Origin of the sequence: Streptomyces sp. NBC_00386, from assembly GCF_036063235.1 — a bacterium.
Lineage (GTDB): Bacteria > Actinomycetota > Actinomycetes > Streptomycetales > Streptomycetaceae > Streptomyces.
This window is the reverse complement of sequence record NZ_CP107950.1, coordinates 7,600,806-7,627,663: the sequence shown is the minus strand read 5'-3', so window position 1 is coordinate 7,627,663 and position 26,858 is coordinate 7,600,806. Positions and strand designations below refer to the sequence as shown.

The window sequence follows — 26,858 nt, the reverse complement described above, 5'->3', positions numbered from 1 at the left end:
CCCGGCTGTCCGTCCGCGCCCGGCCGTGTGGCCGGGCGCGGACGGCGGGCGTCAGGCCTCGGAGGGCCTGCGGGCCGATGTCACGCGGTACACGTCGTAGACGCCCTCGACGCCTCGTACGGCCTTCAGGACGTGCCCCAGGTGCTTGGGGTCGCCCATCTCGAAGGTGAACCGGGAGGTGGCGACCCGGTCGCGGGAGGTCTGGACGGCCGCGGACAGGATGTTGACGTGCTGGTCGGACAGGACGCGGGTGACGTCCGACAGCAGCCGGGACCGGTCCAGGGCCTCGACCTGTATGGCGACCAGGAAGACCGAGGACTGGGTGGGCGCCCACTCGACCTCGAGGATGCGTTCGGGCTCGCGCGAGAGCGAGTCGACGTTGACGCAGTCGCTGCGGTGGACCGAGACGCCGCTGCCGCGGGTGACGAACCCGATGATCGGGTCGCCCGGCACCGGCGTGCAGCAGCGGGCGAGCTTGACCCACACGTCGTCGACGCCCTTGACGACCACCCCGGGGTCGTTGTTGCTGCGCCGCTTGCGGCCACGGCCCCGAGCGGACGGTACGGCCTCGTCCATCTCCTCGGTGGCCGCCTCCTCGCCGCCGAGCGCCTGGACGAGCTTCTGGACGACGCTCTGGGCGGTGACATGACCCTCGCCGATCGCCGCGTACAGCGACGAGATGTCGGGGTAGCGCATCTCGTGCGCGAGGGTGACCAGGGAGTCGCCGGTGAGGATCCGCTGGATCGGCAGGTTCTGCTTGCGCATCGCGCGGGCGATGGCGTCCTTGCCGTGCTCGATCGCCTCGTCACGGCGTTCCTTGGAGAACCACGCGCGGATCTTGTTGCGGGCCCGCGGCGACTTCACGAAGCCTAGCCAGTCGCGGGAGGGGCCCGCGCCGGCCGCCTTGGAGGTGAAGACCTCCACCAGGTCGCCGTTGTCCAGGGTCGATTCGAGGGGCACCAGGCGGCCGTTGACCCGTGCTCCTATCGTCCGGTGGCCGACCTCCGTGTGGACCGCGTACGCGAAGTCCACCGGTGTCGCACCGGCCGGAAGCGCTATGACGTCGCCCTTGGGCGTGAAGACGAAGACCTCGTTGCGCGACAGGTCGAAGCGCAGCGACTCCAGGAACTCGCTGGGGTCCTCGGTCTCCTTCTGCCAGTCGAGCAACTGGCGCAGCCACGCCATGTCGTTGACGGTGTCCTGGCCCGCGCTGCCCTTGGCCGCCCGGGGCACGTCGGTGCGGATCTTGGAGGAGCCGGCGACGGTCTCCTGCTTGTACTTCCAGTGCGCGGCGATGCCGTACTCGGCACGGCGGTGCATGTCGAACGTACGGATCTGGAGTTCGACGGGCTTGCCGTTGGGGCCGATCACCGTCGTGTGCAGCGACTGGTACATGTTGAACTTCGGCATCGCGATGTAGTCCTTGAACCGGCCGGGGACCGGGTTCCATCGCGCGTGCACGGTGCCGAGTGCCGCGTAGCAGTCGCGGACGGTGTCCACGAGGACGCGGATGCCCACCAGGTCGTAGATCTCCGCGAAGTCACGGCCGCGGACGATCATCTTCTGGTAGACGCTGTAGTAGTGCTTCGGGCGGCCGGTGACGGTCGCCTTGATGCGGGCCGCGCGCAGGTCGGACTGGACCTCGTCGGTCACTATGGCGAGGTACTCGTCGCGCTTGGGGGCGCGCTCGGCGACCAGGCGCACGATCTCGTCGTACATCTTGGGGTAGAGGATCGCGAAGGCGAGGTCCTCCAGCTCCCACTTGATGGTGTTCATGCCCAGGCGGTGGGCGAGCGGCGCGTAGATCTCCAGGGTCTCGCGCGCCTTCTTCTCCTGCTTCTCGCGCTTGAGATAGCGCATGGTGCGCATGTTGTGCAGGCGGTCGGCGAGCTTGATGACCAGGACGCGGGGGTCCTTGGCCATCGCCACGACCATCTTGCGCACGGTCTCGGCCTGGGCGGCCTCGCCGAACTTGACCTTGTCCAGCTTGGTGACGCCGTCGACGAGCAGCCCGACCTGGTCGCCGAAGTCGCGGCGCAGGGTGTCGAGGCCGTACTCGGTGTCCTCGACCGTGTCGTGCAGAAGGCCGGCCATGAGCGTCGCCGGGTCCATGCCCAGCTCGGCGAGGATGGTGGTGACGGCGAGCGGGTGCGTGATGTACGGGTCGCCGCTCTTGCGCTTCTGGCCGCGGTGCCAGCGCTCGGCGACCTGGTACGCCTTCTCGATCTGCCGGAGCGTCGACGTCTCGATCTTGGGGTCGTTGCTGCGGACTATGCGCAGCAACGGTTCCAGAACCGGGTTGTACGGGTTCGAGCGCTGGACGCCGAGACGGGCGAGGCGGGCTCGGACGCGGTTGGAGGAGCCGCCGGAGCGGGTGGGCTGCGCTGCCGTGGGACGGACCGCCGGGGTGTTCGCGGGGCGCTCGGGCGACACCGGCTTGGGACGTGCTCCCTCGGCCGCAGCTCCGTCGGGCGCGGACTGGGCGTGCTCGACCGGCCCGCTCGCTCCGTTTTGTGCGGGCTTCTCCGCGGCACCCGGGGCGGGCTCGGGCTGGGTGGAGGCGGTTCGCCCCAGGCGTTCCGCGCTGGGGGCGAGTGGCTGGGCCTCGTCTGGCAAGAGGGCTCCTCGTGCGCGATCCGGGTCCCCCGGTCAGGCTCCGGAAACCCCATGGTAGCGATCCTTCGCGCCGGACTCGCTGTCGGCCGCCGGCAGCGGCCACGTAGGGGAAACGCCGGAGGCGGGCGCCGGATTCCTCCGGGCCCGCCTCCAGGGTGTCCTACGGGTGCCTCAGGCCTTTCGGGGGCCTTTCCGGGAGCGGACTCCCGGGTGGCGCGCACGCGGTCCTCAGACCGTCAGGAGCGCCTCCAGGGGAGCCCCGGCCAGGGCCGGCTCCAGACGGCCGCGGCCGCCCAGGAAACCGAGCTCCATCAGCACGGCGACGCCCGCGACCTCGGCGCCCGCCCGGCGGATGAGCTGGAGCGAGGCCTCGGCGGTGCCACCGGTGGCGAGGACGTCGTCGACGACCAGCACGCGGTCGGCCGCGCTCAGGTCCTCGGCGTGCACCTCGATCTCGGCGGAGCCGTACTCCAGGTCGTACGCCTGCGACAGGGTCGCTCCGGGGAGCTTGCCCGCCTTGCGCACGGGGATGAAGCCGATCCCCGCGTGGACGGCGACCGGGGCCCCGAGGATGAAGCCTCGGGCCTCCAGACCGACGATCTTGGTGGCGCCGTTGCGCACGGCGATGTCCGCCAGGGCGCCGGTCAGGGCGCCGAACGCGGCCGGGTCGGCCAGGAGCGGGGTGATGTCCTTGAACATCACTCCCGGCTCCGGGTAGTCGGCCACGTCACGGATACGGCTGGTCAGTAGCTCTTCGATGCCGGTCATCGGCGCTTCCCCGAGGGCCGGCCGCGACCGCGGGCGCGGGACGCGGGCTGGTTACGGGGGCCGACGACCGCCGGGGTGACGTCGTCCGGCTCGTCGTCCTCGTACGACGGCTCGGTGGCCTGCGGCTCCAGGGACTCGCCCTTGGCGGCCGCCTGGGCCCGCTTGGCGAGGACCCGCTTGCGCAGGGCCTTCATCTCCGGCTCGCGCTCCTTGAGGTCGGCGACGAGCGGCGTGGCGATGAAGATCGAGGAGTACGCACCGGCCGCGAGACCGACGAACAGCGACAGCGAGATGTCGTTGAGCATGCCGGCTCCGAGCACACCGCCGCCGATGAACAGCAGGCCGGCGACCGGCAGGAGCGCGACCACCGTGGTGTTGATGGAACGCACCAGGGTGCTGTTGATCGAGCGGTCGGCGACGTCGCTGTAGGTCCAGCGGGTCTGCTTGGTGATGTCCTTCGTCTGCTCCTTGAGGCTGTCGAAGACGACGACCGTGTCGTAGAGCGAGTAACCGAGGATCGTGAGCAGACCGATCACGGTGCCCGGGGTGACCTCGAAGCCGACCAGGGCGTAGATGCCGACCGTGATGGTGATGTCGTGGATCAGGGCCACCAGGGCGGCGATGGCCATGCGCCACTCGAAGGCGATCGCCAGGTAGATCACGACCAGGACCATGAAGATCGCCAGGCCCTCCCAGGCCTTGTTGGCGATCTGGTCACCCCAGCTCGGACCGACCAGGTCGGCGTTGATGTCCTCGGCGTTGACCTTCAGGTCCGCGGCGAGCTTCTGCTTGATCGTGTCGGACTTGTCGGTGTCGATACCGGCGATCTGGATGCGCAGGCCGCCCTTGCCGAGCTGCTGGACGATCGCGTCGTGGCCGGAGGCCTCCTCCGCGAACGTCTCGGCCTGGCTCACCGAGACGCTGCTCTTCTCGGTGGTGGTGAAGACGGCGCCGCCCTGGAACTCGATGCCCATGTTCAGGCCGCGCACCGTCAGGCCGAGGATGGCCGTGATGGTGATCAGGATCGAGATGCCGTACCAGATCTTGCGCTTGCCGACGAAGTCGTAGCCGATCTCACCGCGGTGGAGCCGGGCGCCGAGGGTGCCGAGTTTCGACATCTCACGCCTCCTTCGTGTCGACGGGGGCGGACGCGCGACGGGTGCGGCGCAGCGGCGGCTTGGCGCCCAGTCGCTTCGGGTCCAGGCCGGACCAGCTGTGACCCTCCGCGAAGAACTTCCTGCGGGCGAGGATCGTCATCAGCGGCTTGGTGAAGAAGAACACGACGACGACGTCGAGCACCGTGGTCAGACCGAGGGTGAACGCGAAGCCCTGGACCTTGCCGACGGTGACGATGAAGAGCACCGCGGCGGCCAGGAACGACACGAAGTCGGAGACCAGGATGGTGCGCCGGGCGCGGGGCCAGGCACGCTCGACGGCCGGGCGCAGGGTGCGGCCCTCGCGGATCTCGTCACGGATGCGTTCGAAGAACACGATGAACGAGTCCGCGGTGATACCGATCGCGACGATCGCACCGCAGACGGCCGGGAGGTTCAGCGCGAAGCCGATGGCCGGGCCGAGCAGCGCCATGAGCACGTAGGTGAGGATCGCCGAGACGCCCAGGGACGCGATGGCGATGACCGACAGGCCCCGGTAGTAGATCACCAGGTAGAGGACGACCAGGGCGAGACCGATGGCGCCCGCGATCAGACCGGCGTGCAGCTGCTCGCCACCGAGCGCGGCGGTCACCGTGGTGACGCTGGACTCCTTGAAGCTGAGCGGCAGGGCGCCGTACTTCAGCATGTTGGCCAGGTCTTCGGCCTCGGTCTGGGTGAAGCTGCCGGAGATCTCAGCGGGGCCGCTCAGCGACTGGCCGACCGACGGGTCGGAGACGACCTGGCCGTCGAGGACGATCGCGAACTGGTTCTGCGGCTGCTGGTTCTGGGCGAGCTTGCCGGTGATGGCGGCGAACTTCTTGGAGCCACCGGACGTGAAGTCCATGGTGACCTTCCAGCCCGCGGCGGTCTGCGTGTCGAAGAGCGCGCCGGCCTTCTTGATGTCCGTGCCGGCCACCTCGGCCGGGCCGAGGATGTACTTCTGCCACTCACCCGCGGAGTTCTTGTCCTGGCCGCAGGCCACGATCGGGTCGGTCGGCTTGGTGCCGGCACCGGCCTTGGCACGGACCGACTTGTCGGTGCAGTCGATCGCGGCGTACTCGGCCTGAAGCTTGGCGATCGCCGGGTCAACGCCGGCGCTCGCGGACGGCGAGGCGGAGGCCGAGGCGCTCGGGGTGCTGCTCGCGGACGGCGAGGAGCCCGCCTTCAGGGCGTCGGTGACCACGCGGCCCTGGGTGGTGGCGGAGGCCGACGGCGTCACGGAGGACGAGGAGGACGGGGTCGCCTTGTCCTCGGCCTTGCCGGAGGCGCTGCTGGAGGCGCTCGGCGACGGGCTGGACGACGCCGCCGCCCCGGAGACGTCGGTGGTCAGCACGGGACGGAAGTAGAGCTTGGCGGTGGTGCCGACCTGCGCGCGGGCCTGCTCCGAGTTCGTGCCCTTGGGGATGTTGACAATGATGTTGTCGGATCCCTGGGTCTGAACCTCGGCCTCGGAGACACCGAGACCGTTGACACGGCGGTTCATGATGTCGACCGCGGTGTCCATGTTGGTCTTGTTGATCGCGTTGGGCTGGCCCGGCTCGTTCTTCGCCGTGAGCGTGATGCTCGTGCCGCCGGCGAGATCGATGCCAAGACGCGGAGTGGTGTGCCCGGAGGCGAACATCCCTCCGGTGAGCGCCGCGATGGCGATCAGGATCAGGGCCAGCGAGCGCCCCGGCCTGCTCTGGGCGCTCGCGCTCCGGCCCTTCTTCGGTGCTGCCACCTTCTCGTACTCCCTCTCGGGCCGCCCTGCGCCGGGTGAGCGCGGAACGGCCATGCCATGGTGTCGGGACTCCGTGCGAGAACAGCACGTCCCGGGAGGTGTGCGGCGCGAGCGGATCGGGCCGTGCTCCCGGGTCGTGACTACTTCGCGTCGGCCCCGCCGTCGGTCTTCTTCGGCTCCGCGTCGTCGGCGACGGCCTCGTCGGCCTTCGCCGCGACGGTCTCGTCGGCAGGCTTGTCAGCCGCGTCCTTCTTGCCGAGGTCGAGGGGCTTGTCGTCGGAGGCGTCGGAAGAGGCGTCGGCGGCGGGCTCGTCGGTCTCGGTGAGGGAGGAGGCGTCGTCCGGCACGACGGTTCCGTCGGCCTTCAGGTCGTGCTCGATGCCGTGAACGATGCGGTTGTACTCGTCGTCCGTGAGGACGGCGCCGATCGCGTTCTTCGCGAAGAGCAGGTCGACGCCCGGGGCGGCGTCGAGGAGGACCGTGTCCTCGTTGACCTCCTTGACGGTGGCATACATACCGCCGATCGTGCGCACGCCCGAGCCTGGCTGCAGCTCATTGCGCATGGAAGCCGCCTGCTGCTGCTTCTTCTTGGCCGACCGGGTCATCAGGAACATGGCCCCGATGAGCACGATGAACGGGAGGAGGGTCAGAGGACTCACGGGTCGGGACTTCCTTCTTCAACCGCAAAGGTGAGCGGCCTGCTGGATGGGGGTATGTATGCCGTCGACAAGGGCGGCATCGGCGGAGTCTAAGCGAGTCCGCACTCAGGGAACAACGCTCAGCATGGCACCGGGGTTCCTGCCCCGGTCCGTACGCACGCCGTCACGCCCCGAACAGGTCTTCTTGTCCGTTTCCGCCTGCCGAACGGCGGGGCGGCGTGAGGCCGAGATGCGCCCATGCCGCGGGTGTCGCCACCCGGCCACGGGGAGTGCGTGCGAGGAGTCCCTCCCGTACGAGGAAGGGCTCGGCGACCTCCTCCACGGTCTCACGCTCCTCCCCCACGGCGACAGCAAGTGTGGACAATCCGACAGGGCCGCCGCCGAAAAGCTTGATCAGGGCTTCGAGAACTCCGCGGTCGAGCCGGTCCAGACCCCGCGCGTCGACCTCGTAGACCTTCAGGGCCGCGGAGGCGATCTCCCTGGTGATGATCCCGTCCGCTCTGACCTGCGCGTAGTCGCGCACGCGGCGCAGCAGGCGGTTGGCGATACGGGGCGTGCCACGGGAGCGGCCGGCGATCTCCGCGGCGCCCTCGGCGCCGATCTCGACGTCCAGAAGGCCGGCGGAGCGGTGGACGACCCGCTCCAGTTCGGCCGGTTCGTAGAACTCCATGTGCGCGGTGAAGCCGAAGCGGTCGCGCAGCGGCGGGGGCAGCAGTCCCGCGCGGGTGGTGGCGCCGACCAGCGTGAACGGGGGCAGCTCCAGCGGGATGGCGGTGGCGCCGGGGCCCTTGCCGACGATGACGTCGACGCGGAAGTCCTCCATCGCCATGTAGAGCATCTCCTCGGCGGGCCGGGACATGCGGTGGATCTCGTCGAGGAAGAGGACCTCGCCCTCCTGGAGGGAGGAGAGGATCGCGGCGAGGTCGCCGGCGTGCTGGATGGCGGGGCCGCTGGTGATGCGGATGGGGGCGCCCATCTCGGCCGCGATGATCATGGAGAGGGTGGTCTTGCCGAGGCCGGGGGCGCCGGAGAGCAGCACGTGGTCGGCGGTGGCCCCGCGCGCGCGTGCGGCACGCAGGACCAGGTCGAGCTGCTCGCGGACCTTCTCCTGGCCGATGAACTCGTCCAGGTCCTTGGGGCGCAGCGCGGCCTCGACGGCCTGGTCCTCTCCGTCGGCGACCGATCGCACCAGCCGCTCCGCGGTGGCGCCGACGAGCCGCTCGTCAGCGGCTTCGTCTGTCGTGTCGTCCCAGTTCATCGGTGGTGCCTCGCGGTCTCGTGGTGGTGGTGCGGTCGGCGGTGCGGCGGGCGCGGCCCGCACCGGGGCGCGCGCCCGTCCCGGGGGGCCCGGGCCGTTCAGCGTGTCCGGTTCAGGGTCTGCAGGGCGGCCCGGAGGAGCCGGCCGACCTGCGGGGTGCCCTCGGCGGCCTCGGCCTGCGGGGCGACGGCGGCGACCGCCTCGTCGGCCTCGCGGGTCGCGTACCCGAGGCCGATGAGCGCGGCGTGCAGCTGGTCGCGCCAGCCGGCGGTGACCGCCGTGCCGATGGCGGGGCCGCCGGGGCCGAGGGGCTCGCCGAGCCGGTCCTTGAGGTCCAGCAGCAGCTTCTGGGCGCCCTTCTTGCCGATGCCGGGAACGGCGATGAGGGCCTTCTCGTCGCCGGTGGACACGGCACGGCGCAGGGCGTCGGGGCTGTGCACGGCGAGCATCGCCTGGGCCAGGCGCGGGCCGACGCCGCTCGCGGTCTGGAGCAGCTCGAAGACCTGGCGTTCGTCGTCGTCGGCGAAGCCGTAGAGGGTGAGCGAGTCCTCGCGGACGACGAGGGAGGTGGCGAGCTTGGCCTGCTGCCCCGTGCGGAGCCCCGAGAGCGTGTTGGGCGAGCACTGGACGGCGATGCCGATGCCGCCGACCTCGACGACCGCGGAGTCGGGGGCGAGGGCGGCGACCGGGCCGCTGACGAAGGCGATCATGCGGTACGGCCTTTCGATGCTTGGTGCGAGGCGTGCGCGGCTGCGGCCTGCTGAAGTCTGTTCTGCGCGACGGCCCGGTCGGGGCCGATCCGCGCGGCGGCCTGCTGAAGTCTGGTCTGGGCGGGGGCGCGCCAGATGTGGCAGATGGCGAGCGCGAGGGCGTCCGCCGCGTCGGCGGGCTTGGGCGGCGCCGAGAGCCGGAGCAGCCGGGTGACCATCGCGCCGACCTGGGCCTTGTCCGCGCGTCCGCTGCCGGTGACGGCGGCCTTGACCTCGCTCGGGGTGTGCAGGGCGACGGGGATGCCGCGCCGGGCCGCGCAGAGCATGGCGACGGCGCTGGCCTGGGCGGTGCCCATCACGGTCCGGACGTTGTGCTGGCTGAACACGCGCTCCACGGCGACGTACTCGGGTTCGTACTCGTCGAGCCACCGCTCGATCCCCTGCTCGACGGCGACCAGGCGAAGGCCCAGCTCGGCGTCCGCGGGGGTGCGTACGACTCCGACGCCGAGCATGGTCAGGGGCCGCCCGGCGACTCCTTCGACCACCCCGACACCGCACCGGGTCAGCCCGGGGTCGACACCCAGTACCCGCACCCGGGCCCTCCTTCGATCGCGCACGTCGTCACCGGGGGTATCCCCGGTTCGTGCAGGCTATCGGGTGCCACTGACAGAGCGACGGGCCGACGGGGGGGGTGTCCCGTCGGCCCGTCGCTTCGAGCAAGCCCTCGGTCAGGCGTCGACCTTCTCCATGACCTCGTCGCTGACGTCGAAGTTGGCGAAGACGTTCTGCACGTCGTCGCTGTCCTCCAGGGCGTCGATCAGCTTGAAGATCTTCCGGGCGCCCTCCTCGTCGAGCTCGACCTGCATGGTCGGGACGAAGTTGGCGTCGGCGGAGTCGTAGTCGATGCCGGCTTCCTGGAGCGCGGTGCGCACCGCGACCAGGTCGGTGGCCTCGGACAGGACCTCGAAGGACTCACCGAGGTCGTTGACCTCCTCGGCGCCCGCGTCGAGCACGGCACCGAGGACGTCGTCCTCGGCCAGCTCGCCCTTGGGGACGATGACGACGCCCTTGCGGTTGAACAGGTACGAGACGGAGCCGGGGTCGGCCATGTTCCCGCCGTTGCGGGTCATGGCGACGCGGACGTCAGAGGCCGCGCGGTTGCGGTTGTCGGTGAGGCACTCGATGAGCACGGCGACACCGTTCGGGCCGTAACCCTCGTACATGATCGTCTCGTAGTCCGCGCCACCGGCCTCGAGACCGGCGCCGCGCTTGACCGCGGAGTCGATGTTCTTGTTCGGGACCGAGCTCTTCTTGGCCTTCTGGATGGCGTCGAACAGCGTCGGATTGCCGGACACGTCGGCGCCGCCCGTGCGGGCCGCGACCTCGATGTTCTTGATCATCTTCGCGAAGAGCTTGCCGCGCTTGGCGTCGATCACGGCCTTCTTGTGCTTCGTCGTAGCCCATTTAGAGTGGCCGGACATCTGCCTGTCTCCTTCGCGTAACCCAACCTGTACGGACTCCCCCAGACATTGGGAGCCTGGGAAGACCCCACAGATCCTACAAGGACGCCGGTGTCCGGTTCGCGCGCACCATGTCGACGAACAAACCGTGGACACGGTGGTCGCCCGTCAGCTCCGGGTGGAACGACGTGGCGAGCGCGTTTCCCTGGCGTACCGCGACGATGTGGCCCTCATGCTCGGCGAGCACCTCGGCCTCGGCGCCCACGGACTCGACCCAGGGGGCGCGGATGAAGACGCCCTCTACAGGATCGCCCTCGACGCCCTCGACGTCGACCGCCGCCTCGAAGGACTCGTTCTGCCGTCCGAAGGCGTTGCGGCGCACGATCATGTCGATGCCGCCGATGGTCTCCTGGCCCGAGCGCGGGTCGAGGATCTTGTCGGCGAGCATGATCATGCCGGCGCAGGTGCCGTAGACGGGCAGGCCGTCGCGGACCCGCGCGCGCAGCGGTTCCATCACTCCGAAGAGGACCGCCAGCTTGGAGATGGTGGTGGACTCGCCGCCGGGGATGACCAGACCGTCGATCTCGGCGAGCTCCTCGGGACGCCGCACCGGCCTGGCCACGGCGTCCGCCGCGGCCAGGGCGATGAGGTGTTCCCGTACGTCGCCCTGGAGAGCCAGGACGCCAATGACAGGAGTGCTCATGTGACTACCAGCCGCGGTTGGCGTAGCGCTCGGTCTCGGGGAGGGTGTCGCAGTTGATGCCGACCATGGCCTCGCCGAGGTTGCGGGACGCGTCCGCGATGATCTTCGGGTCGTCGTAGAAGGTGGTGGCCTTCACGATGGCGGCGGCGCGCTTGGCCGGGTCGCCGGACTTGAAGATGCCGGAGCCGACGAAGACGCCCTCGGCGCCGAGCTGACGCATGAGCGCGGCGTCGGCGGGGGTGGCGACACCACCGGCGGAGAACAGCACGACCGGGAGCTTGCCGAGCTCGGCGACCTCCTTGACGATCTCGTACGGGGCGCGCAGCTCCTTGGCGGCGGCGTACAGCTCGTTGTTGTCGAAGCCGCGCAGCCGGGCGATCTCGTTCTTGATCTGGCGCAGGTGGCGGACGGCCTCGACGACGTTGCCGGTGCCGGCCTCGCCCTTGGAGCGGATCATGGCCGCGCCCTCGGCGATACGGCGCAGGGCCTCGCCCAGGTTGGTGGCACCGCAGACGAAGGGGGTGGTGAACGCCCACTTGTCGGAGTGGTTGACCTCGTCGGCCGGGGTGAGGACCTCGGACTCGTCGATGTAGTCGACGCCGAGGGACTGAAGGACCTGGGCCTCGACGAAGTGGCCGATGCGGGACTTGGCCATCACCGGGATGGAGACCGCCTCGATGATCTCCTCGATCATGTTCGGGTCCGACATCCGGGCGACGCCGCCGTCCTTGCGGATGTCGGCGGGGACCCGCTCCAGGGCCATGACGGCCACGGCGCCGGCGTCCTCGGCGATCTTCGCCTGCTCGGCGTTGACCACATCCATGATCACGCCGCCCTTGAGCTGCTCGGCCATGCCTCGCTTGACGCGGGCGGTACCGATCGCAGTGTTCTCGGCGGAGTTGGGGAGGGTGCTGGACACGGGTTGACCTCACTCGGTGAAAGAGGATTTCTGCAGCTCCGAGGAAACGCGAGACGACCAGTCCACTGCAAGGGCCAATGGGGAGTCGGTGGATCGTTTTCGTTCCGGCCACCGGTGTACATCAGTTCGTCGGGCGGTCCGCCAGAGCCGTCGGGGGCTCGTCGTCCATCTCGAAGGCCATGGGGAACGGGGCGTGGCCCGCGAGGCGGAACCAGCGGACCTTGCGGTGCCGGCGCAGGGCGCGCGCGGCACGTACGGCGTCGTTGTGGAAGCGCCGCGCCATCGGCACCCGGCGCACGGCCTGGGCCAGCTCGCCGGCCGCCTCCTCGCCGCCGGGCACCTCGCGTACCGCCTCGACCTGCTGGGGCTCCCCGAACACCGCGCGCAGGGCCTGGCTCAGCTCGCTCTCGGCCACCTCGCGCTGCTCCTCCTCGGCCTGCCGGGCCGCGTGCGCCGCTTCGTAGAGCACGATCGAGGCGGCCGGGTCGAGCACCCCGGAGGTGGCCAGCTCCTGCGCCACGGAGGCCCGGCGCAGCAACTGCGCGTCGAGGGCGGCGCGGGCGGCGTCGATACGGGCGTGCAGCCGGTCGAGACGCCCGGCGGTCCAGCTCAGGTAGAGGCCGATCGCGACGAGGCCGACGAGGGTCCAGATGAGGGTTGCGGTCACGGGCGGCAAGGCTACCCGTGCCGGTCACCGGCCCGCCGGGGCCCGCACCACGACGTGAGCCCTGCCCACAGGGCCGCCACCGCGGCCCGCTCCCGCACGGGAGGGCCGCGCGGGCCGGGGCGGTCCGTCCCGCCGGGACGTGCGTGCGGGGTGTCAGTCCGTCAGTCCCGGGCCAGGCCGAAGCGGGCTCGGAGGCCCGTGCGTTCGTCCGTGGCCACCGCGGCGGCGCCGTCCGTCACCGTCTCGTACACGGACAGGATGTCCGCGCCGACCGTCGACCAGTCGAAGCGCCGTACGTGCTCGCTCCCCCGCTCGCGCAGCGCGGCCCGGCGGTCCGGGTCGGCGAGCAGCCGCAGCGCGGCGGCGGCCAGGTCGTCGGCGTCCTCGTTGGCGAACAGCTCACCCGCCGCGCCCTGGTCGAGGACCTGGGCGAACGCGTCGAGATCCGCGGCGAGCACGGGTGCTCCGGCGGACATCGCCTCGACCAGGATGATCCCGAAGCTCTCGCCGCCGGTGTTGGGCGCGACGTAGAGGTCGATGCTGCGCAGGAAGCGGGCCTTGTCCTCGTCGCTGACCATGCCGAGGAACTCGACGCGCGAACGCATCTCGGCGGGCAGCGACTCCACGGCCTCCTTCTCGTCGCCGCGCCCGGCGACCAGCAGCCGCGTCTGCGGGCGCTCGGCCAGGATCGTCGGCAGGGCCTTCATGAGCACCGGCAGGCCCTTGCGGGGCTCGTCGATGCGACCGATGAACCCGATGGTGTCGCCCTGCCACTCGGGCTTGGGCTTGGCACGGGCGAAGAAGTCGACGTCGACGCCGTTCGGGATGACGACGGCGTCACCGCCGAGGTGCTCGACCAGGGTGCGCCGGGCGTACTCGCTCACGGCGATCCGCGCGCTGATCTTCTCCAGGGCGGCCTGGAGGATGGAGTACGCGGCGACCATCGCCCGGGAGCGCGGGTTCGAGGTGTGGAAGGTCGCGACGATCGGGCCCTGCGCCGCCCAGCACGTGAGCAGGCCGAGCGACGGCGAGGACGGCTCGTGGATGTGCACCACGTCGAAGGTGCCGTCGTGCAGCCAGCGCCGTACCCGGGCCGCCGACAGGAAGCCGAAGTTCAGCCGCGCCACCGAGCCGTTGTACGGAACCGGGACCGCGCGGCCCGCCGAGACGACGTACGGCGGCAGGGGCGTGTCGTCGTCCGCGGGGGCGAGGACGGATACGTGGTGCCCCAGGCCGATGAGGTGTTCGGCCAGGTCGCGGATGTGGAACTGGACGCCGCCCGGGACGTCCCACGAGTACGGGCAGACGATGCCGATCCTCACGAGGCCCTCTTCTCGGGATCCGCAGTGCCGGACCCCTCTGGGGGAGCCTTCCCGGCGTCGAGGTCCTTGAGCCACAACCGCTGCAACATGTGCCAGTCCTCCGGGTGCTCGGCGATGCCGTGGGCGAAGGCGTCGGCCAGCGCCTGTGTCATGACAGACGTCTTCTCGGCACGGCTGCCTGACTCGGGGACCTCGACCGGCGGATGCACCTGGCCGCGCATCACGGGCGAGTCGTCGTACCAGAGCGTCACGGGCAGCAGGAGGGCGCCGGTCTGCTGGGCGAGCAGGGCGGGCCCCGCGGGCATCCGGGTCCTCTCGCCGAAGAACTCCACCTCGACGCCCGAAGCGGACAGGTCCCGTTCGGCGACCAGGCAGATCAGTCCGCCGTCGCGCAGGCGCCGGGCCAGCGTGCCGAACGCGGCACCCCCGCTGTGCGGCAGGACCTCCATGCCGAGGCCCTCGCGATAGGCGACGAAACGGTCGTACAGCGATTCGGGCCTGAGGCGCTCGGCGACGGTCGTGAACGGCGTCTTCAGCCCGGTGGTGACCCAGGCGCCCGCGAGATCCCAGTTCGCCATGTGCGGAAGCGCCAGGATGACGCCCCGGTCGGAGGCGATGCCGTCGGTGAGACGGTGCGAGTCCTTGACCTCGAAGCCGTTCGCCACCCGCTCCTCGCTCCACGCGGGAAGCCGGAACGACTCCATCCAGTAGCGCAGGTACGAACGCATGCCGGCCCTGGAGAGCTCCGCGAGCCGCTGCGGTGTCGCGTCCGGCACCACGCGCGCGTAGTTGCTCTCCAGGCGCTGGACACCCTTGCCGCGCCGCTTCCAGGCGATGTCGGCGATCGTGCGGCCGAGGCCCACGGCGACCGGCTCGGGAAGCTTCTTGACGACGCTCCAGCCCACGGCGTAGGCACCGTCGACCAGCCTGTCCCGCAGGCTGGTCACGAGGTGGCCTCACTGCTCTGCCCGGCGACCCCGGCGTCCGCCTCGGCGGCTTCCCGGCGGACGGTGACGACGCGCTGGATCAGCGTGACGAGGCTGCCGACGGCGACGATCCACAGCGCGATGGGCAGCAGCACCTGGATGCCGGGCACACCGAACGTGTGCAGTCCCGCCAGACCGGCCGCGACCAGCGAGATCACCAGCCGCTCCGCGCGCTCGACGAGACCGTTGACCGCGACCGGCAGGCCGATCGACTCGCCGCGGGCCTTGGTGTACGACACCACCTGGCCGCTGGCGAGACAGAAGATCGAGACGGCGCACAGGACGTTGTCGTCGCCGTTGCCCGCGTACCAGAGCGCGAAGCCGCCGAAGATCGCGCCGTCGGCGACCCGGTCGAGCGTGGAGTCCAGGAAGGCGCCCCAGCGGCTGGAGCGGCCGAGCTGGCGCGCCATGTTCCCGTCGACCAGGTCGGAGAACACGAAGAGCGTGATGACGATCGTTCCCCAGAAGAACTCTCCCCGGGGGAAGAAGACCAGCGCCCCCGCCATGACTCCGGCCGTGCCCAGGAGGGTGACCGTGTCGGGGCTCACCCCCCGGCGGACGAGAAACGCGGCGAACGGTGTGAGGACACGCGTGAAGAATGCACGCGCGTACTTGTTCAGCATGGCCTTCCCGAGGGTCGGTGTCGCCGGGGGCCCCTGCTGGCCGTCGGCTGGCCCATCGTAGTCACGCGTGCGCTTGTGCGATGGCCGGGCACCCGCGCCCCGTGTCACGACCCGATGCCGCCGGTGTCACGGCGCGATCGCGTCCCTTGTATGGACGCACAGTGACGCGAGTGCAAAGCTCGAAGGACCGCGGGCGTCACCGGTGCCGCCACCGCACGCGGCTTCGGCATGTCCCGCGCCCACAGAGACCTCACCGTGCACGGGAGGCAAGGCCATGGGCGACAAGGCGAACACACACACCGGAGCCGCCGGCAGGGCTACGGCGGCCGACCACCCCGCGTCCGTACGGAATGTGGTGCTGGTCGGCCACAGCGGATCGGGCAAGACGACATTGGTGGAGGCTCTCGCGCTGACGGCGGGAGCGGTGAACCGGGCGGGCCGCGTGGAGGACGGCGGCACCGTCTCGGACTACGACGAGATCGAGCACCGGCAGCAGCGTTCGGTGCAGCTCTCCCTGGTACCCGTCGACTGGGACGGGCTGAAGATCAACCTTCTCGACACCCCTGGATACGCCGACTTCGTCGGCGAACTGAGGGCCGGTCTGCGAGCGGCGGACGCGGCCCTCTTCGTCGTCTCGGCCTCGGACGGGGTCGACGGCTCGACCCGCATGCTGTGGGAGGAGTGCGCGGCCGTCGGCATGCCCCGGGCCATCGTGGTCACCCACCTCGAATCGGCCAGGTCCGACTTCGAGGAGATGACCGCTATCTGCGCGCAGGCGTTCGGCGGCGACGACCCCGACGCCGTCCTGCCGCTGTACCTTCCGCTGCACGGCGCGGCGGGGCCGGACGGGCACGCGCCCGTGACCGGCCTGATCGGCCTGCTCACCCAGCAGTTGTTCGACTACTCCTCCGGGGAGCGCAAGGAGGCGGATCCGGGACCCGAGCAGCAGCCGTTCATCGAGACGGCCCGCAACCGGCTGATCGAGGGGATCATCGCCGAGAGCGAGGACGAGACGCTCATGGACCGCTACCTCGGCGGCGAGGAGATCGACCTCAAGACGCTCGTACAGGACCTGGAACAGGCCGTGGCCCGCGGGAGATTCTTCCCCGTGCTGGCCGCCGCGCCCGCCGCCGAGGGAGCCCGTCAGGGTCTCGGCACGGTCGAACTCCTCGAACTGATCACCGGCGGCTTCCCCACCCCGCTGGAACGCCCGGCGCCCGTGGTGACCACGCCGGACGGCGCACCGCGCGAGGTGAGGGCCTGCGACCCGGACGGGCCGCTGGTCGCGGAGGTCGTGAAGACGGCGTCCGACCCCTACGTGGGCCGGGTCTCCCTGGTCCGGGTCTTCTCCGGGACCCTTCGCCCCGACGCGACGGTGCATGTCTCCGGGCACGGGCTGACCGACCGCGGCCACGAGGACCACGACGTCGACGAACGGATCGGCGCCCTGTCCGCGCCGTTCGGCAAACAGCAGCGCGCCCTCACCCACTGCATCGCGGGCGACCTCGCCAGTGTGGCGAAGCTGAGCCGCGCCGAGACGGGAGACACTCTTTCGGCCAAGGACGACCCGCTGCTGATGAAACCGTGGCGGATGCCCGACCCGCTGCTCCCGCTCGCCATCGAGGCGCACAGCAAGGCGGACGAGGACAAGCTCTCCCAGGGGCTCGGCCGGCTGGTGGCCGAGGACCCCACGATGCGTCTGGAGCAGAACCAGAACACCCATCAGGTCGTCCTGTGGTGCCTGGGCGAGGCGCACGCGGACGTCGCCCTGGAGCGGCTGCGCAACCGCTACGGCGTGCAGGTCGACGTGGTGCCGCACAAGGTCTCCCTGCGCGAGACGTTCGCCGGACCGTCCACCGGGCGCGGACGCCATGTCAAACAGTCCGGCGGGCACGGCCAGTTCGCGATCTGCGAGATCGAGGTCGAACCGCTGCCGAACGGCTCGGGCATCGAGTTCGTGGACAAGGTCGTCGGCGGTGCCGTGCCCCGGCAGTTCATCCCCTCCGTCGAGAAGGGGGTGCGCGCCCAGGCCGCCAAGGGCGTGGTCGCCGGCTATCCGCTCATCGACGTACGGGTCACGCTGAAGGACGGCAAGGCGCACTCGGTGGACTCCTCCGACGCCGCGTTCCAGACGGCGGGCGCGCTCGCGCTGCGCGAGGCGGCCCGTGACGCCACGATCCACCTCCTGGAGCCGGTGGCGGAGGTGACCGTCCTGGTCGGCGACGACTACGTGGGCCCGGTGATGAGCGATCTGTCGGGACGGCGCGGCCGGGTGGTCGGCACCGAGCAGGCGGCCGGGGGGCGCACGCTCGTCCGTGCCGAGGTGCCCGAGATCGAGATCGGGCGGTACGCCGTCGATCTGCGGTCCGTCTCGCACGGCACCGCGCGCTTCGACCGGAGCTACGCACGGCACGAACCCATGCCGCAGCACATCGCCGAGAGGCTCCGCGAACAGGAGGCGAGCGCCTGAGACCAGGGGGACTTCGGGCGCTTCGCCGGGGGTTTCATCCGTCGGTGGGCGGCTTCGGCCGTCCGCCGACGAATGTCGGCCGCGGCCGATACTCTGAGAACTGATCAAGACGAAGACCTGATCAACAGGTGTGCGGGACACCGAAGTCGGGAAGGCCGCAGGAGCGGGTGCGGCGGCGATGGGGGCGGAAGTGGCGTTCGACGGTTTCGATTTCACTCCCGGGGCGCAGGTGCCGCTCACGGGCTCCGCGGGGCAGACGGCGGCGACCTTCGCCCTGGCCTCGGCGGCGTACCGCGACAGTCCGATGGAGGAGATCCTCAAGGCCGACAACGAGTGGCACCAGTCCACGGTGAAGGCCGGCCGGATCAAACTGTTCACGCCGAATCTCGGCGAGGCCTTCGCGGGCGCCGTCACGGCCCGCATGCTGGGCGCGGGCCGCGGTGCGCTCATCCAGTCCTTCGGCACCGAGCCGCAGGTCGTCGTGGAGCACTGTCTCGCGGCCACCAACATCCGCCGGGAACGCGACAATTGGCTCTCGGCCGTCATGGTGCTCTGCGGACTGCTGTTCCTGCCCGGACTGCTGATCTGGCTGATGGTCTTCCAGATCCGTACGCAGATCGCCAAGCGCGCGGACAAGCGGGGTTCCGCGCTCGGCACCACGCTCCTGTTCGCCGTCGGCGCCCTGGCCGTCCTCTTCCTCATCCGTATGCCGTTCACCGGCTTCTGGGCCTGGTACGCGCGCGCCGCGGTGGTCCTCCCGGTCGTGGGCTGGCTGTGGGCGAAGCGGATCTGCGAGCGCACCGCCAAGGATCTGCGGGAGCGCTGGGACAGCCTGCTGTCGGGCGGCGGCATCGGCGCCAAGATCCCCGAGGCCGTGCCCGGCAGCCCGGGTGAGACGGCGGCGGAGCAGCTGCGCCAGTCGCTCGCCCGGCTCACCGCGGAGCAGCAGTCCAACTCGGTCTTCTACGCGGGCCCCAAGGGCATACTCGGCATGGGCACCCGCTGGGGGAGCTGGCAGCTCGCCGAGAACCTGGTGGCGCAGGACCCGAAGAAGGAGATCCACCCCTTCCGCAGCTGGGACGTCATCCGCAGCATCCACGACAAGTTGCGCATGCTGGAGCGCGGCCCGCTCAACACCGGTGGTTTTCCGGCGCCTTCGATAAAGCACTGGATCGTCACCCCGATCGGCGAGAACGCGAAGACGGTGTCCCGGCCGGGCGGCACGGACGTCGACGCCTACACGATCAAGACGCACGCCGTGCAGGACATCTGCAACAAGCAGCAGTTCGGCAGCGGCGACCGGCACTATCTCGGGGTCCAGTGGACGCTCTGGGACGGCCAGTTGATCATCACGATGATGATCACGGTGACCGTCCTGCACGAGACGCTGCGCATCGAGGTGACCGGGCATGCGCTGGGACCGGTGAACCCGCTGTTCACCAGCAAGCCCGAGGCCCCGTCCAAGCAGATCGCGAAGACCGTCAAGTTCTGGGAGACCCGCACGGTGAGCCTGCCGCTGGTCACCGCGGACGAGGTCGTGCGGCTCGCGGCGCGGGCGCCCCTGACCTGGTATCCGCCGCTGCTGAACTGGCTCGGCGGCAGCCTCGCGCTGCCCGAGCCGTTCGGGCTGCGGCACGCCTGGGCCGACCAGCCGTGGCGGCACCGTTTCATGGCGGACGACGCGCTGCGGGCCGCGACGCCCGTGCTGCGCGTGGTGCACGCGGCGGCGATCAGGGTCCTTGAGGAGAACGGCGTCGACACGGAGAAGTTCGGCAGCCGCTCGGCGTTCCTGAGCACGGCGGTCCAGGACCCCTCACCGCGCAAGGCCGACGTGTACGACGCGTAGCCGCCCGCCTGAAACGAGACCCGGACTCGGACGACGGACGAACTCCGGGCGGCGGCGAGCCCGGGACGCGGACGGCGGACGAGCCCCGACGCGGAGGCGGAGGCGGACGGGGCGCCCGGTGGGGCGCCCCGGGCCCGGCTACGCGGTGGGCCAGGCCTCCGCCAGCATCTTGCGGGTGTCCGCGAGAAGCTGCGGCAGGACCTTGGTGTGGCCGACGACCGGCATGAAATTGGTGTCGCCGCCCCAGCGGGGCACGATGTGCTGGTGCAGATGGGCGGCGATGCCGGCGCCCGCGACCGTTCCCTGGTTCATGCCGATGTTGAAGCCGTGGGCGCCGGAGGCGGTGCGCAGGGCGGTCATGGCCTGCTTGGTCAGCTCACCCAGTTCGGCCGTCTCCGGCCCGGTGAGGTCCGTGTAGTCGGCGACGTGCCGGTAGGGCACGACCATCAGGTGTCCACCGTTGTACGGGTAGAGGTTGAGCACCGCGTACACGTGCTCCGCGCGCCTCACGATGAGCCCGTCCTCGTCGGACTTGGCCGGTATCGAGCAGAACGGACAACCGTCGCCGGCCCCCGGGCCGGTGGGCTTGTTCTCGCCCTGGATGTAAGCCATCCGGTGGGGCGTCCAAAGGCGCTGGAACGCGTCCTGCGTTCCCACTCCGATCTGCTGCTCCGGCTCACTCGTCATGTGTTGCAGCATATTGCTTCGCCCGTTCGCGGCGTGTCGGCGGGTGCCGGGCGAAGGAGGCTGCGGCCAAGCTGTGGCCATGGACGACGACAGCCCGATGACCCGATGGGAGCACCGCACCGAGGTACCGCTGGCCGTCGCGTCGCTGCTGTTCCTCACCGCCTACGCCGTGCATGTGCTGGCGCACGGCCTGTCCCAGGGCGGGCGCGACGTCTGCCTGGCGGTGATCGCGGTCGCCTGGGCGGCGTTCCTCGTCGACTACCTGGTGCTCTGGCGGCTGAGCGGACAGGGTCTGCGGTTCGTCCGGACCCACCTGCTGGACACCGTGGTGCTCGTCCTGCCGCTGCTGCGCCCGTTGCGGGTCGTCAAGCTCTACGACGCCGTGCTGCGGCGCCGCGGAGAGCCCCGTCTCCCGCTGTACGCACGGGTGATCTTCTACGCGAGCATCGCGGTCCTGCTGCTCGGCTTCTCGGGTGCCCTCGCCGTCTACCAGGCCGAGTACCAGGCACCGCACGCGACGATCGTCACCTTCGGCGACTCGGTGTGGTGGGCCGCCTCCACCCTCTCGACGGTCGGGTACGGCGACGTGACACCGGTGACCCCTCGGGGCCGCACGATCGCCGTCGCCATGATGGTCTGCGGTCTGGCGCTGCTCGGCGCGGTGACGGGTTCCTTCTCCTCGTGGCTGTTGCAGTTGTTCTCGCGCGAGGGCGACGAGAAGCCCCCGGGAAGCTGAGCTTCCCGGGGGCTTCGGGCTCGGCCGGAGGGGCCGATCAGATCTGGGCGCGCTCCTCGACGACCTTCGCGATCTTGGCGATGGCCTCGTCGAGCGGGATGCCGTTCTCCTGGGAGCCGTCGCGGTAGCGGAAGGAGACGGCACCGGCCGTCATGTCCTCGTCGCCCGCAATGACCATGAAGGGCACCTTCTGCTTCTGCGCGTTGCGGATCTTCTTCTGCATGCGGTCCGAGGACGCGTCGACCTCGACGCGCAGACCCTTCTTCCTGGCCTCGGCGGCGAACTTCTGGAGGTACTCCACGTGCGCGTCACCGATCGGGATGCCGATCGCCTGGACGGGCGCCAGCCACGCCGGGAACGCGCCCGCGTAGTGCTCCAGGAGCACGGCGAAGAAGCGCTCGATGGAGCCGAAGAGCGCGCGGTGGATCATGACCGGGCGCTGCTTGGAGCCGTCGGGGCCGGTGTACTCCAGGTCGAAGCGCTCGGGCAGGTTGAAGTCGAGCTGCACGGTCGACATCTGCCAGGTGCGGCCGATGGCGTCCTTGGCCTGCACGGAGATCTTCGGGCCGTAGAAGGCGGCGCCGCCCGGGTCCGGGACCAGCGGGAGGCCCTGCTTCTCGGCGACCTGGCGCAGCGTCTCGGTGGCCTCTTCCCAGATCTCGTCCGAGCCGACGAACTTCTCCGGGTCCTTGGTGGACAGCTCCAGGTAGAAGTCGGTGAGGCCGTAGTCGCGCAGCAGGTTCAGGACGAAGGTGAGCGTCTTGTCGAGCTCGTCCGCCATCTGCTCCTTGGTGCAGTAGATGTGCGCGTCGTCCTGCGTGAAGCCCCGGGCGCGGGTCAGGCCGTGCACGACGCCCGACTTCTCGTACCGGTACACGGTGCCGAACTCGAAGAGCCGCAGCGGCAGTTCACGGTACGAGCGGCCGCGCGCGTCGAAGATCAGGTTGTGCATCGGGCAGTTCATGGGCTTGAGGTAGTAGTCCACGCCCTCGTCGAGCTGCATGGGCGGGTACATGCCGTCGGCGTACCAGTCCAGGTGGCCCGAGGTCTCGAAGAGCTTCCCCTTGGTGGCGTGGGGGGTGTAGACGAACTCGTAGCCCTCCTCCTCGTGCCGGCGGCGCGAGTAGTCCTCCATGACCCGGCGGATGATGCCGCCCTTGGGGTGGAAGACGGCGAGGCCGGAGCCGATCTGGTCCGGGATGGAGAACAGGTCCAGCTCGTTGCCCAGCTTGCGGTGGTCGCGCTTCTCGGCCTCGGCGAGGAAGTCGAGGTGCGCCTTCAGCTCCTCCTTGGAGGGCCAGGCGGTGCCGTAGATGCGCTGGAGCATGGGGTTCTTCTCGCTGCCGCGCCAGTACGCGGCGGCGTTGCGCATGAGCTTGAACGCCGGGATGTTGCGGGTGGTGGGCAGGTGGGGACCGCGGCAGAGGTCCTTCCAGCACAGCTCGCCGGTCTTGGCGTCGAGGTTGTCGTAGATGGTCAGCTCGCCGCCGCCCACCTCGACGTTCGCCCCGTCGTCCGTGGACGCGGAGCCCTTGATGCCGATGAGCTCCAGCTTGTACGGCTCGGCCGCCAGCTCCTCGCGGGCGTCCTCGTCGGTGACGACGCGGCGCGAGAAGCGCTGCCCGCGCTTCTGGATCTCCTGCATCTTCTTCTCGACGGCCTTGAGGTCCTCGGGCGTGAAGGGCTTCTCGACGTCGAAGTCGTAGTAGAAGCCGTCCTTGACCGGCGGGCCGATGCCCAGCTTGGCGTCGGGGAAGAGCTCCTGCACGGCCTGGGCCATCACGTGCGCGGTGGAGTGGCGCAGGATGTTCAGGCCGTCCTCGGAGGAGATCTCGACCGGCTCGACCTCCTCGCCGTCCTGCACCTCGTACGCGAGGTCCCTCAGCTCGCCCGCGACACGGGCCGCGACGATGGTGCGGTCGCCGGTGAAGAGGTCGGCGGCCGTAGTCCCCGTCGTCACCACGCGCTCTTCCCGCTCGGAATCGCGTTGGATGATCACACGGACGTCTGACACCGGTCTCTCCTGACTGAAGGGGTGCCACACCACATACGGGATGGCATGGCAATGCCCCGAATCCTACCGAGCCCGGGGGGCCCTCCGCGAAACGGTTGTGGACAGTGCCTCTCGGCCCTCCCCGCACGACCCCTCGGTCCTCCCGGTACGACCCGCCTCAGTCCTCGCTGCACGCCTCCTCGAAGAAGTCCAGATTCTCCTGGAGCGACTTCATCAGCCGGTCCCGTTCGGCCTCGTCCACCTGGACGGGTACGACACCGGTGGCGTCCGTGAGCCTGCGGAAGCCGCCGCGGCTCTCCAGGCGGCCGTGCACCCGTACCGGCAGCCCGACCAGATGGGCCTGGCCCGCTATCCGGTACGCCTCCTCGTCCAGGGTCATCCGGACGTGCGGGACCTCGGCGCCCGCGATGACCCGCAGCCGTACCGTGCCCGCCCCGCGCGGACCCGACCTGCGCATCCGGACCACGGCACCGGTGAGCCGCACCGGCACGGACGGCTCCTCGCGCAGATAGCGGGCCCCGGCCTCGCGCAGCACGGGCAGGTCGCCGGGCGAGAACTCGACGGGCTCGGCGGGATTCGCGCCCCCCTCGGGGACGCCCGCGGCCGGTGACCACTCGACGGTGATCCGGGCGCCCTCGGTGCCCCGGACGAGAGCCACCAGGGCTTCCATCAGTTCATGGCTGACGCCCGCCTCCACGGCCGCGTCGAAGGCGTCCATACCGCCGGTGGCCCGCTGGTAGTCGATGGCCTCGCGGGCGGCGCACAGCGCCTCGTGCAGGCGTACGGCGAGCGGCCGGCCCGTGGTGACGGGGACGAAGGCGGTGAGACCGCGACCGCCCGGTTCCGCGCCCACCAGGACGTTCTCCAGGGAGGCGGTGGCCGCCCTGCGGTGGCGGGCGCCGTAGTAGCCGGCACGCGCGTGTGCCGCGAGCGCGCCGGCGAGCAGGATCTGGCGGGCGGCCCCGCGCGTCTGTTCCTCGACGGTCCAGGGCGCCGCGCCCACGGGACCGGTCGGTACGTCCCGCCACCAGCGGATCTCGTCGCTGGGCACGGCGAGGGCGACGAGCACGTCACGCGCGGCCGGGGAACCGCTGCGGGAGAGCGCGACGAGTGCCTCGCCGAGGAGGTCGTCGCTGTCGGGAAAGGCCCGGTTCTCCGGCACCAGCAGGCTGGTGCCGCCGCCCCCGGGCCCGGGTGGGGTCCACCGGCCGTACCGCCCGGCGGCTCCCCCGCGGCGCTGCCAGCCGTGCCGCCGCAGCAGCGCGCCGAGCACGGCCGGGTCCACCTGGTCGGGGGCCGGCGGATCGTTCCAGAAGGCTTCGGCGGGGTGGGGCCTGACCGGCCGGAGCGCCTCGTCGATGGGGCGGTGTGTCATGGTCTGCCTCCCGTCCCGACCCTCGCCATGATCTCGCACAGGGCCCGGTCGTCGAAGATCCGGGCCGTCGGGATGCGGACGGTGGTCCGGCGCCGGCCCGTGATGGCGTGTCCGGCGAGGTTGATCCAGTAGCAGCAGTGCCTGAGGTCGAGCCGGTCGTGGCTGGCGCGCAGCCAGTCGTCCTGGGATCTGGGCACGAGCATCACGACCAGGATCTTGTGCACCGAGACCGGGGTGCGCGCGAGCTTCGCCAGGTGCTCGTTGTCGAGCGTGAAGGAGAAGGCGGGCCCCGGGGGGTTGGGCGGGATCTGGTACGTGCACTTGAGCTGCACCTTGATGGTGACTTCGTCGTCGACCGTGTGCCCGGGGGCGCTGTGGCTGACGTGCCAGTCGATGCCGTTGTCGGGAAACGGCTGGGACAGCGAACAGCCCGCGGCCGCCGCGACCGCGTGCAGGTAGCCCACCTGCAAGGTCTCCATGCAGGCGGTGGTGGCGAGTGATCCACGATGGGGTGCCGTCCGCTGGGGCAGCAGCCCGCCCCGTTCGGGCTGCGCGAGTGCCATGAGTCCAACAGCCTTCCAGGCTTGATGTATCCCCGCGACGGGTCGCTGAACTGCAAAGACCCGTACCTCTGTTGTCTCCTTCCGGCGTACGGCGCAAACAGCCCGGGTATCACCAAACGGGCAGAAGACGGTGCGTCAGCTGCCATGGGTGAACGAGGAGTTGTGTACGTATGACGTGCTGGTACGAAGGCCCTTTGGCCGCGTTCGACACGGAGACCACGGGCGTGGACGTCGAGACCGACAGGATCGTGTCGGCCGCCGTCGTCGTCCAGGACGCCCCGGGTTCCCGTCCGCGGGTGACCCGATGGCTGGTGAACCCGGGAGTGCCGGTGCCCGCGGGGGCGACGGCGGTGCACGGGCTCACGGACGAACATCTGCAGCGCAACGGCCGCTGGCCGTCGCCCGTGATGGAGGAGATAGCGAGGGAGCTGAGTGAGCAGGCCACGGCGGGCCGGCCGCTGGTGGTGATGAACGCCCCGTTCGATCTGACGCTGCTGGACCGGGAGTTGCGCAGGCATCGGGCGTCGTCCCTCGACCGCTGGTTCGAGTCGACGTCGCTGCGCGTGCTCGATCCCCGGGTCCTGGACAAGCATCTGGACCGCTATCGCAAGGGCCGCCGCACCCTGACCGATCTGTGCGCGCACTACGAGGTGGCGCTGGAGGGCGCGCACGACGCGGCGGCCGACGCACTGGCCTCGCTGGAGGTCGTCCGTGCCGTGGGGCGGCGTTTCGCGACCCGCCTCGAGCGGTTGTCGCCGTCCGAGCTGCATACGCTCCAGGCGGTGTGGCACGCGGCACAGGCGCGCGGGCTTCAGGCCTGGTTCGCGCGCAGCGGTACACCGGAGGCGGTCGATCCGGCGTGGCCGCTGCGCCCGGATCTGCCGGCGGCGGCCTGAGCGGGCGCGATGCCGTCGGGCACAACGAAAAAACCGGTCCGTCGATGACGGACCGGTCTTCTCCCGGTGGGCGATACTGGGTTCGAACCAGTGACCTCTTCGGTGTGAACGAAGCGCTCTCCCACTGAGCTAATCGCCCGGGAACGCACCGAACAATACAGGTCCTGACGGGTGGGGTTCAAACCGTTCCTAGGTGAGCCTGGAGGCCGCGCCGTCCCGCGCGCATCATCAGGGCGTGGTTGGCACGGAAGAACGGGCGTCCCGGTACCGCGAGCCGCCGCAGCAACGGCGTGGTGACGTGCACGTTCTGGTCGTAGCGGGCGCGGGTTCCCGGGCCGGCCGCGTCGAGGGTCCAGCGTGCCCAGCCGTCGAGATCGCCCGACATCTCCATCTCCAGGACGCCGGCCGCCGGGTCCCGGCGCGCCTCGCGCGCGGTGATGGTGATGTCGTACGGCAGGACCGAGCGGATCCTGATGACGGCGCTGTGTTCGTCGACGGGGGTCACCTCGCGCACCTGGGGCCACCAGCGCGGGTAGGTCTCGGCCTGTTCCAGGAGCGTGTAGACGTCCGCGGGCGGCGCGGGCAGCTCCCACACGGTGCGGAAGCGGTAGTGCGTCCAGTCCATGGACCGAGTGTGCCGACGCGGCGGAGGCAGCGGAAGTACCCGCCGGGCATGTCCGCGGATCTGAGTACGGCGTGAGTACGC

The 26,858-nt window shown here is 70.5% G+C and carries 24 protein-coding genes and 1 tRNA gene; 4 read left to right on the top strand and 21 right to left on the bottom strand.

The genetic code is table 11. The features are described from left to right. Positions 1 to 51: 51 nt before the first annotated feature. The 15 genes from OG780_RS33530 to pgsA form a co-directional block, all read right to left on the bottom strand. Positions 52 to 2,616: a RelA/SpoT family protein gene (locus tag OG780_RS33530; RefSeq protein ID WP_328454507.1), complete on the bottom strand. Its 2,565-nt coding sequence runs from the start codon at positions 2,614 to 2,616 to the stop codon at positions 52 to 54. Positions 2,617 to 2,844: 228 nt separating this feature from the next. Continuing rightward, entirely contained in the window at positions 2,845 to 3,384 is a 540-nt protein-coding gene (locus tag OG780_RS33525; protein WP_151468457.1) for an adenine phosphoribosyltransferase, read from the bottom strand. Continuing rightward, a complete protein-coding gene (secF, locus tag OG780_RS33520; RefSeq protein WP_328454504.1) occupies positions 3,381 to 4,502 on the bottom strand; it encodes a protein translocase subunit SecF in 1,122 nt (373 codons plus the stop codon). Before secF ends, OG780_RS33525 begins: the two co-directional genes overlap by 4 nt. Before the next feature lies 1 nt (position 4,503). After that, entirely contained in the window at positions 4,504 to 6,258 is a 1,755-nt protein-coding gene (gene secD, locus OG780_RS33515) for a protein translocase subunit SecD (RefSeq protein WP_328454502.1), read from the bottom strand. A gap of 140 nt (positions 6,259 to 6,398) precedes the next feature. Further along, positions 6,399 to 6,917: a preprotein translocase subunit YajC gene (gene yajC / locus OG780_RS33510; RefSeq protein WP_328454500.1), complete on the bottom strand. Its 519-nt coding sequence runs from the start codon at positions 6,915 to 6,917 to the stop codon at positions 6,399 to 6,401. A gap of 163 nt (positions 6,918 to 7,080) precedes the next feature. Beyond that, the gene (gene ruvB / locus OG780_RS33505) at positions 7,081 to 8,175 is read right to left on the bottom strand and encodes a Holliday junction branch migration DNA helicase RuvB (RefSeq protein ID WP_328454498.1); all 1,095 of its coding nucleotides are present in this window, start codon (positions 8,173 to 8,175) and stop codon (positions 7,081 to 7,083) included. A gap of 98 nt (positions 8,176 to 8,273) precedes the next feature. After that, the gene (gene ruvA / locus OG780_RS33500) at positions 8,274 to 8,885 is read right to left on the bottom strand and encodes a Holliday junction branch migration protein RuvA (RefSeq protein ID WP_328454496.1); all 612 of its coding nucleotides are present in this window, start codon (positions 8,883 to 8,885) and stop codon (positions 8,274 to 8,276) included. After that, positions 8,882 to 9,478, bottom strand: a complete 597-nt coding sequence (gene ruvC / locus OG780_RS33495; RefSeq protein ID WP_326788897.1) for a crossover junction endodeoxyribonuclease RuvC — start codon at positions 9,476 to 9,478, stop codon at positions 8,882 to 8,884. Before ruvC ends, ruvA begins: the two co-directional genes overlap by 4 nt. Positions 9,479 to 9,613: 135 nt before the next feature. Beyond that, positions 9,614 to 10,366, bottom strand: coding sequence for a YebC/PmpR family DNA-binding transcriptional regulator (locus OG780_RS33490; RefSeq protein WP_261702791.1), 753 nt, complete (start codon positions 10,364 to 10,366; stop codon positions 9,614 to 9,616). 76 nt (positions 10,367 to 10,442) lie between these two features. After that, entirely contained in the window at positions 10,443 to 11,048 is a 606-nt protein-coding gene (gene pdxT, locus OG780_RS33485) for a pyridoxal 5'-phosphate synthase glutaminase subunit PdxT (protein ID WP_328454493.1), read from the bottom strand. A gap of 4 nt (positions 11,049 to 11,052) precedes the next feature. Next, positions 11,053 to 11,901 carry a pyridoxal 5'-phosphate synthase lyase subunit PdxS gene (gene pdxS, locus OG780_RS33480; RefSeq protein WP_389076213.1) on the bottom strand — a complete coding sequence of 283 codons (849 nt, stop codon included), beginning with the start codon at positions 11,899 to 11,901 and terminating at the stop codon, positions 11,053 to 11,055. A 187-nt stretch (positions 11,902 to 12,088) separates the two neighbouring features. Beyond that, the gene (locus OG780_RS33475) at positions 12,089 to 12,634 is read right to left on the bottom strand and encodes a hypothetical protein (protein ID WP_326788894.1); all 546 of its coding nucleotides are present in this window, start codon (positions 12,632 to 12,634) and stop codon (positions 12,089 to 12,091) included. 161 nt (positions 12,635 to 12,795) lie between these two features. Continuing rightward, positions 12,796 to 13,956 carry a glycosyltransferase family 4 protein gene (locus tag OG780_RS33470; protein WP_328454491.1) on the bottom strand — a complete coding sequence of 387 codons (1,161 nt, stop codon included), beginning with the start codon at positions 13,954 to 13,956 and terminating at the stop codon, positions 12,796 to 12,798. Then, positions 13,953 to 14,903 carry a phosphatidylinositol mannoside acyltransferase gene (locus OG780_RS33465; protein ID WP_328454489.1) on the bottom strand — a complete coding sequence of 317 codons (951 nt, stop codon included), beginning with the start codon at positions 14,901 to 14,903 and terminating at the stop codon, positions 13,953 to 13,955. Before OG780_RS33465 ends, OG780_RS33470 begins: the two co-directional genes overlap by 4 nt. Then, complete coding sequence (gene pgsA / locus OG780_RS33460; protein ID WP_328454487.1) at positions 14,900 to 15,565, bottom strand: phosphatidylinositol phosphate synthase; 666 nt, start codon at positions 15,563 to 15,565, stop codon at positions 14,900 to 14,902. Before pgsA ends, OG780_RS33465 begins: the two co-directional genes overlap by 4 nt. A 274-nt stretch (positions 15,566 to 15,839) precedes the next feature. Between pgsA and OG780_RS33455 the strand changes: the two genes are divergently transcribed. Beyond that, a complete protein-coding gene (locus tag OG780_RS33455; RefSeq protein ID WP_328454485.1) occupies positions 15,840 to 18,035 on the top strand; it encodes an elongation factor G-like protein EF-G2 in 2,196 nt (731 codons plus the stop codon). Positions 18,036 to 18,213: 178 nt separating this feature from the next. Continuing rightward, positions 18,214 to 19,881 carry a hypothetical protein gene (locus OG780_RS33450; protein ID WP_328454483.1) on the top strand — a complete coding sequence of 556 codons (1,668 nt, stop codon included), beginning with the start codon at positions 18,214 to 18,216 and terminating at the stop codon, positions 19,879 to 19,881. Positions 19,882 to 20,019: 138 nt separating this feature from the next. Here OG780_RS33450 and OG780_RS33445 read toward each other — a convergent pair whose 3' ends face one another. Further along, positions 20,020 to 20,580 carry an HIT family protein gene (locus OG780_RS33445; RefSeq protein ID WP_326788888.1) on the bottom strand — a complete coding sequence of 187 codons (561 nt, stop codon included), beginning with the start codon at positions 20,578 to 20,580 and terminating at the stop codon, positions 20,020 to 20,022. A 67-nt stretch (positions 20,581 to 20,647) separates the two neighbouring features. Here OG780_RS33445 and OG780_RS33440 point away from each other — a divergent pair, with 67 nt between their 5' ends. Further along, positions 20,648 to 21,304, top strand: a complete 657-nt coding sequence (locus OG780_RS33440; RefSeq protein WP_328454480.1) for a potassium channel family protein — start codon at positions 20,648 to 20,650, stop codon at positions 21,302 to 21,304. A gap of 37 nt (positions 21,305 to 21,341) precedes the next feature. On the opposite strand, the gene thrS is transcribed toward OG780_RS33440, so the two are convergent. The 3 genes from thrS to OG780_RS33425 all read right to left on the bottom strand — a co-directional run bounded on the left by thrS (position 21,342) and on the right by OG780_RS33425 (position 25,256). Beyond that, a complete protein-coding gene (thrS, locus tag OG780_RS33435) occupies positions 21,342 to 23,318 on the bottom strand; it encodes a threonine--tRNA ligase (RefSeq protein ID WP_328454478.1) in 1,977 nt (658 codons plus the stop codon). 157 nt (positions 23,319 to 23,475) lie between these two features. Then, on the bottom strand, positions 23,476 to 24,693 hold the full coding sequence (locus tag OG780_RS33430) for a hypothetical protein (protein ID WP_328454476.1): 1,218 nt from the start codon (positions 24,691 to 24,693) through the stop codon (positions 23,476 to 23,478). After that, on the bottom strand, positions 24,690 to 25,256 hold the full coding sequence (locus OG780_RS33425; protein ID WP_328454474.1) for a DUF4365 domain-containing protein: 567 nt from the start codon (positions 25,254 to 25,256) through the stop codon (positions 24,690 to 24,692). The genes OG780_RS33430 and OG780_RS33425 overlap by 4 nt, the downstream gene beginning before the upstream one ends. A gap of 170 nt (positions 25,257 to 25,426) precedes the next feature. On the opposite strand from OG780_RS33425, the gene OG780_RS33420 reads away from it, so the two are divergent. Then, a complete protein-coding gene (locus tag OG780_RS33420; RefSeq protein WP_328454472.1) occupies positions 25,427 to 26,152 on the top strand; it encodes a 3'-5' exonuclease in 726 nt (241 codons plus the stop codon). 67 nt (positions 26,153 to 26,219) lie between these two features. Here the strand turns inward: OG780_RS33420 and OG780_RS33415 are convergent. Further along, a tRNA-Val gene (locus tag OG780_RS33415) sits at positions 26,220 to 26,291 on the bottom strand. A 39-nt stretch (positions 26,292 to 26,330) separates the two neighbouring features. Further along, on the bottom strand, positions 26,331 to 26,777 hold the full coding sequence (locus tag OG780_RS33410) for an SRPBCC family protein (RefSeq protein ID WP_328454470.1): 447 nt from the start codon (positions 26,775 to 26,777) through the stop codon (positions 26,331 to 26,333). Positions 26,778 to 26,858 lie beyond the last annotated feature (81 nt).

Coding starts and splice junctions, on each gene's coding strand:
- OG780_RS33525 (WP_151468457.1), bottom strand. CDS start 3,384: ATGACCGGCATCGAAGAGCTACTGACCAGCCGTATCCGTGACGTGGCC.
- secF (WP_328454504.1), bottom strand. CDS start 4,502: ATGTCGAAACTCGGCACCCTCGGCGCCCGGCTCCACCGCGGTGAGATC.
- ruvB (WP_328454498.1), bottom strand. CDS start 8,175: ATGAACTGGGACGACACGACAGACGAAGCCGCTGACGAGCGGCTCGTC.
- ruvA (WP_328454496.1), bottom strand. CDS start 8,885: ATGATCGCCTTCGTCAGCGGCCCGGTCGCCGCCCTCGCCCCCGACTCC.
- OG780_RS33490 (WP_261702791.1), bottom strand. CDS start 10,366: ATGTCCGGCCACTCTAAATGGGCTACGACGAAGCACAAGAAGGCCGTG.
- pdxT (WP_328454493.1), bottom strand. CDS start 11,048: ATGAGCACTCCTGTCATTGGCGTCCTGGCTCTCCAGGGCGACGTACGG.
- pdxS (WP_389076213.1), bottom strand. CDS start 11,901: ATGGCCGAGCAGCTCAAGGGCGGCGTGATCATGGATGTGGTCAACGCC.
- pgsA (WP_328454487.1), bottom strand. CDS start 15,565: ATGCTGAACAAGTACGCGCGTGCATTCTTCACGCGTGTCCTCACACCG.
- OG780_RS33455 (WP_328454485.1), top strand. CDS start 15,840: ATGGGCGACAAGGCGAACACACACACCGGAGCCGCCGGCAGGGCTACG.
- OG780_RS33450 (WP_328454483.1), top strand. CDS start 18,214: ATGGGGGCGGAAGTGGCGTTCGACGGTTTCGATTTCACTCCCGGGGCG.
- OG780_RS33445 (WP_326788888.1), bottom strand. CDS start 20,580: ATGCTGCAACACATGACGAGTGAGCCGGAGCAGCAGATCGGAGTGGGA.
- OG780_RS33440 (WP_328454480.1), top strand. CDS start 20,648: ATGGACGACGACAGCCCGATGACCCGATGGGAGCACCGCACCGAGGTA.
- OG780_RS33430 (WP_328454476.1), bottom strand. CDS start 24,693: ATGACACACCGCCCCATCGACGAGGCGCTCCGGCCGGTCAGGCCCCAC.
- OG780_RS33425 (WP_328454474.1), bottom strand. CDS start 25,256: ATGGCACTCGCGCAGCCCGAACGGGGCGGGCTGCTGCCCCAGCGGACG.
- OG780_RS33420 (WP_328454472.1), top strand. CDS start 25,427: ATGACGTGCTGGTACGAAGGCCCTTTGGCCGCGTTCGACACGGAGACC.
- OG780_RS33410 (WP_328454470.1), bottom strand. CDS start 26,777: ATGGACTGGACGCACTACCGCTTCCGCACCGTGTGGGAGCTGCCCGCG.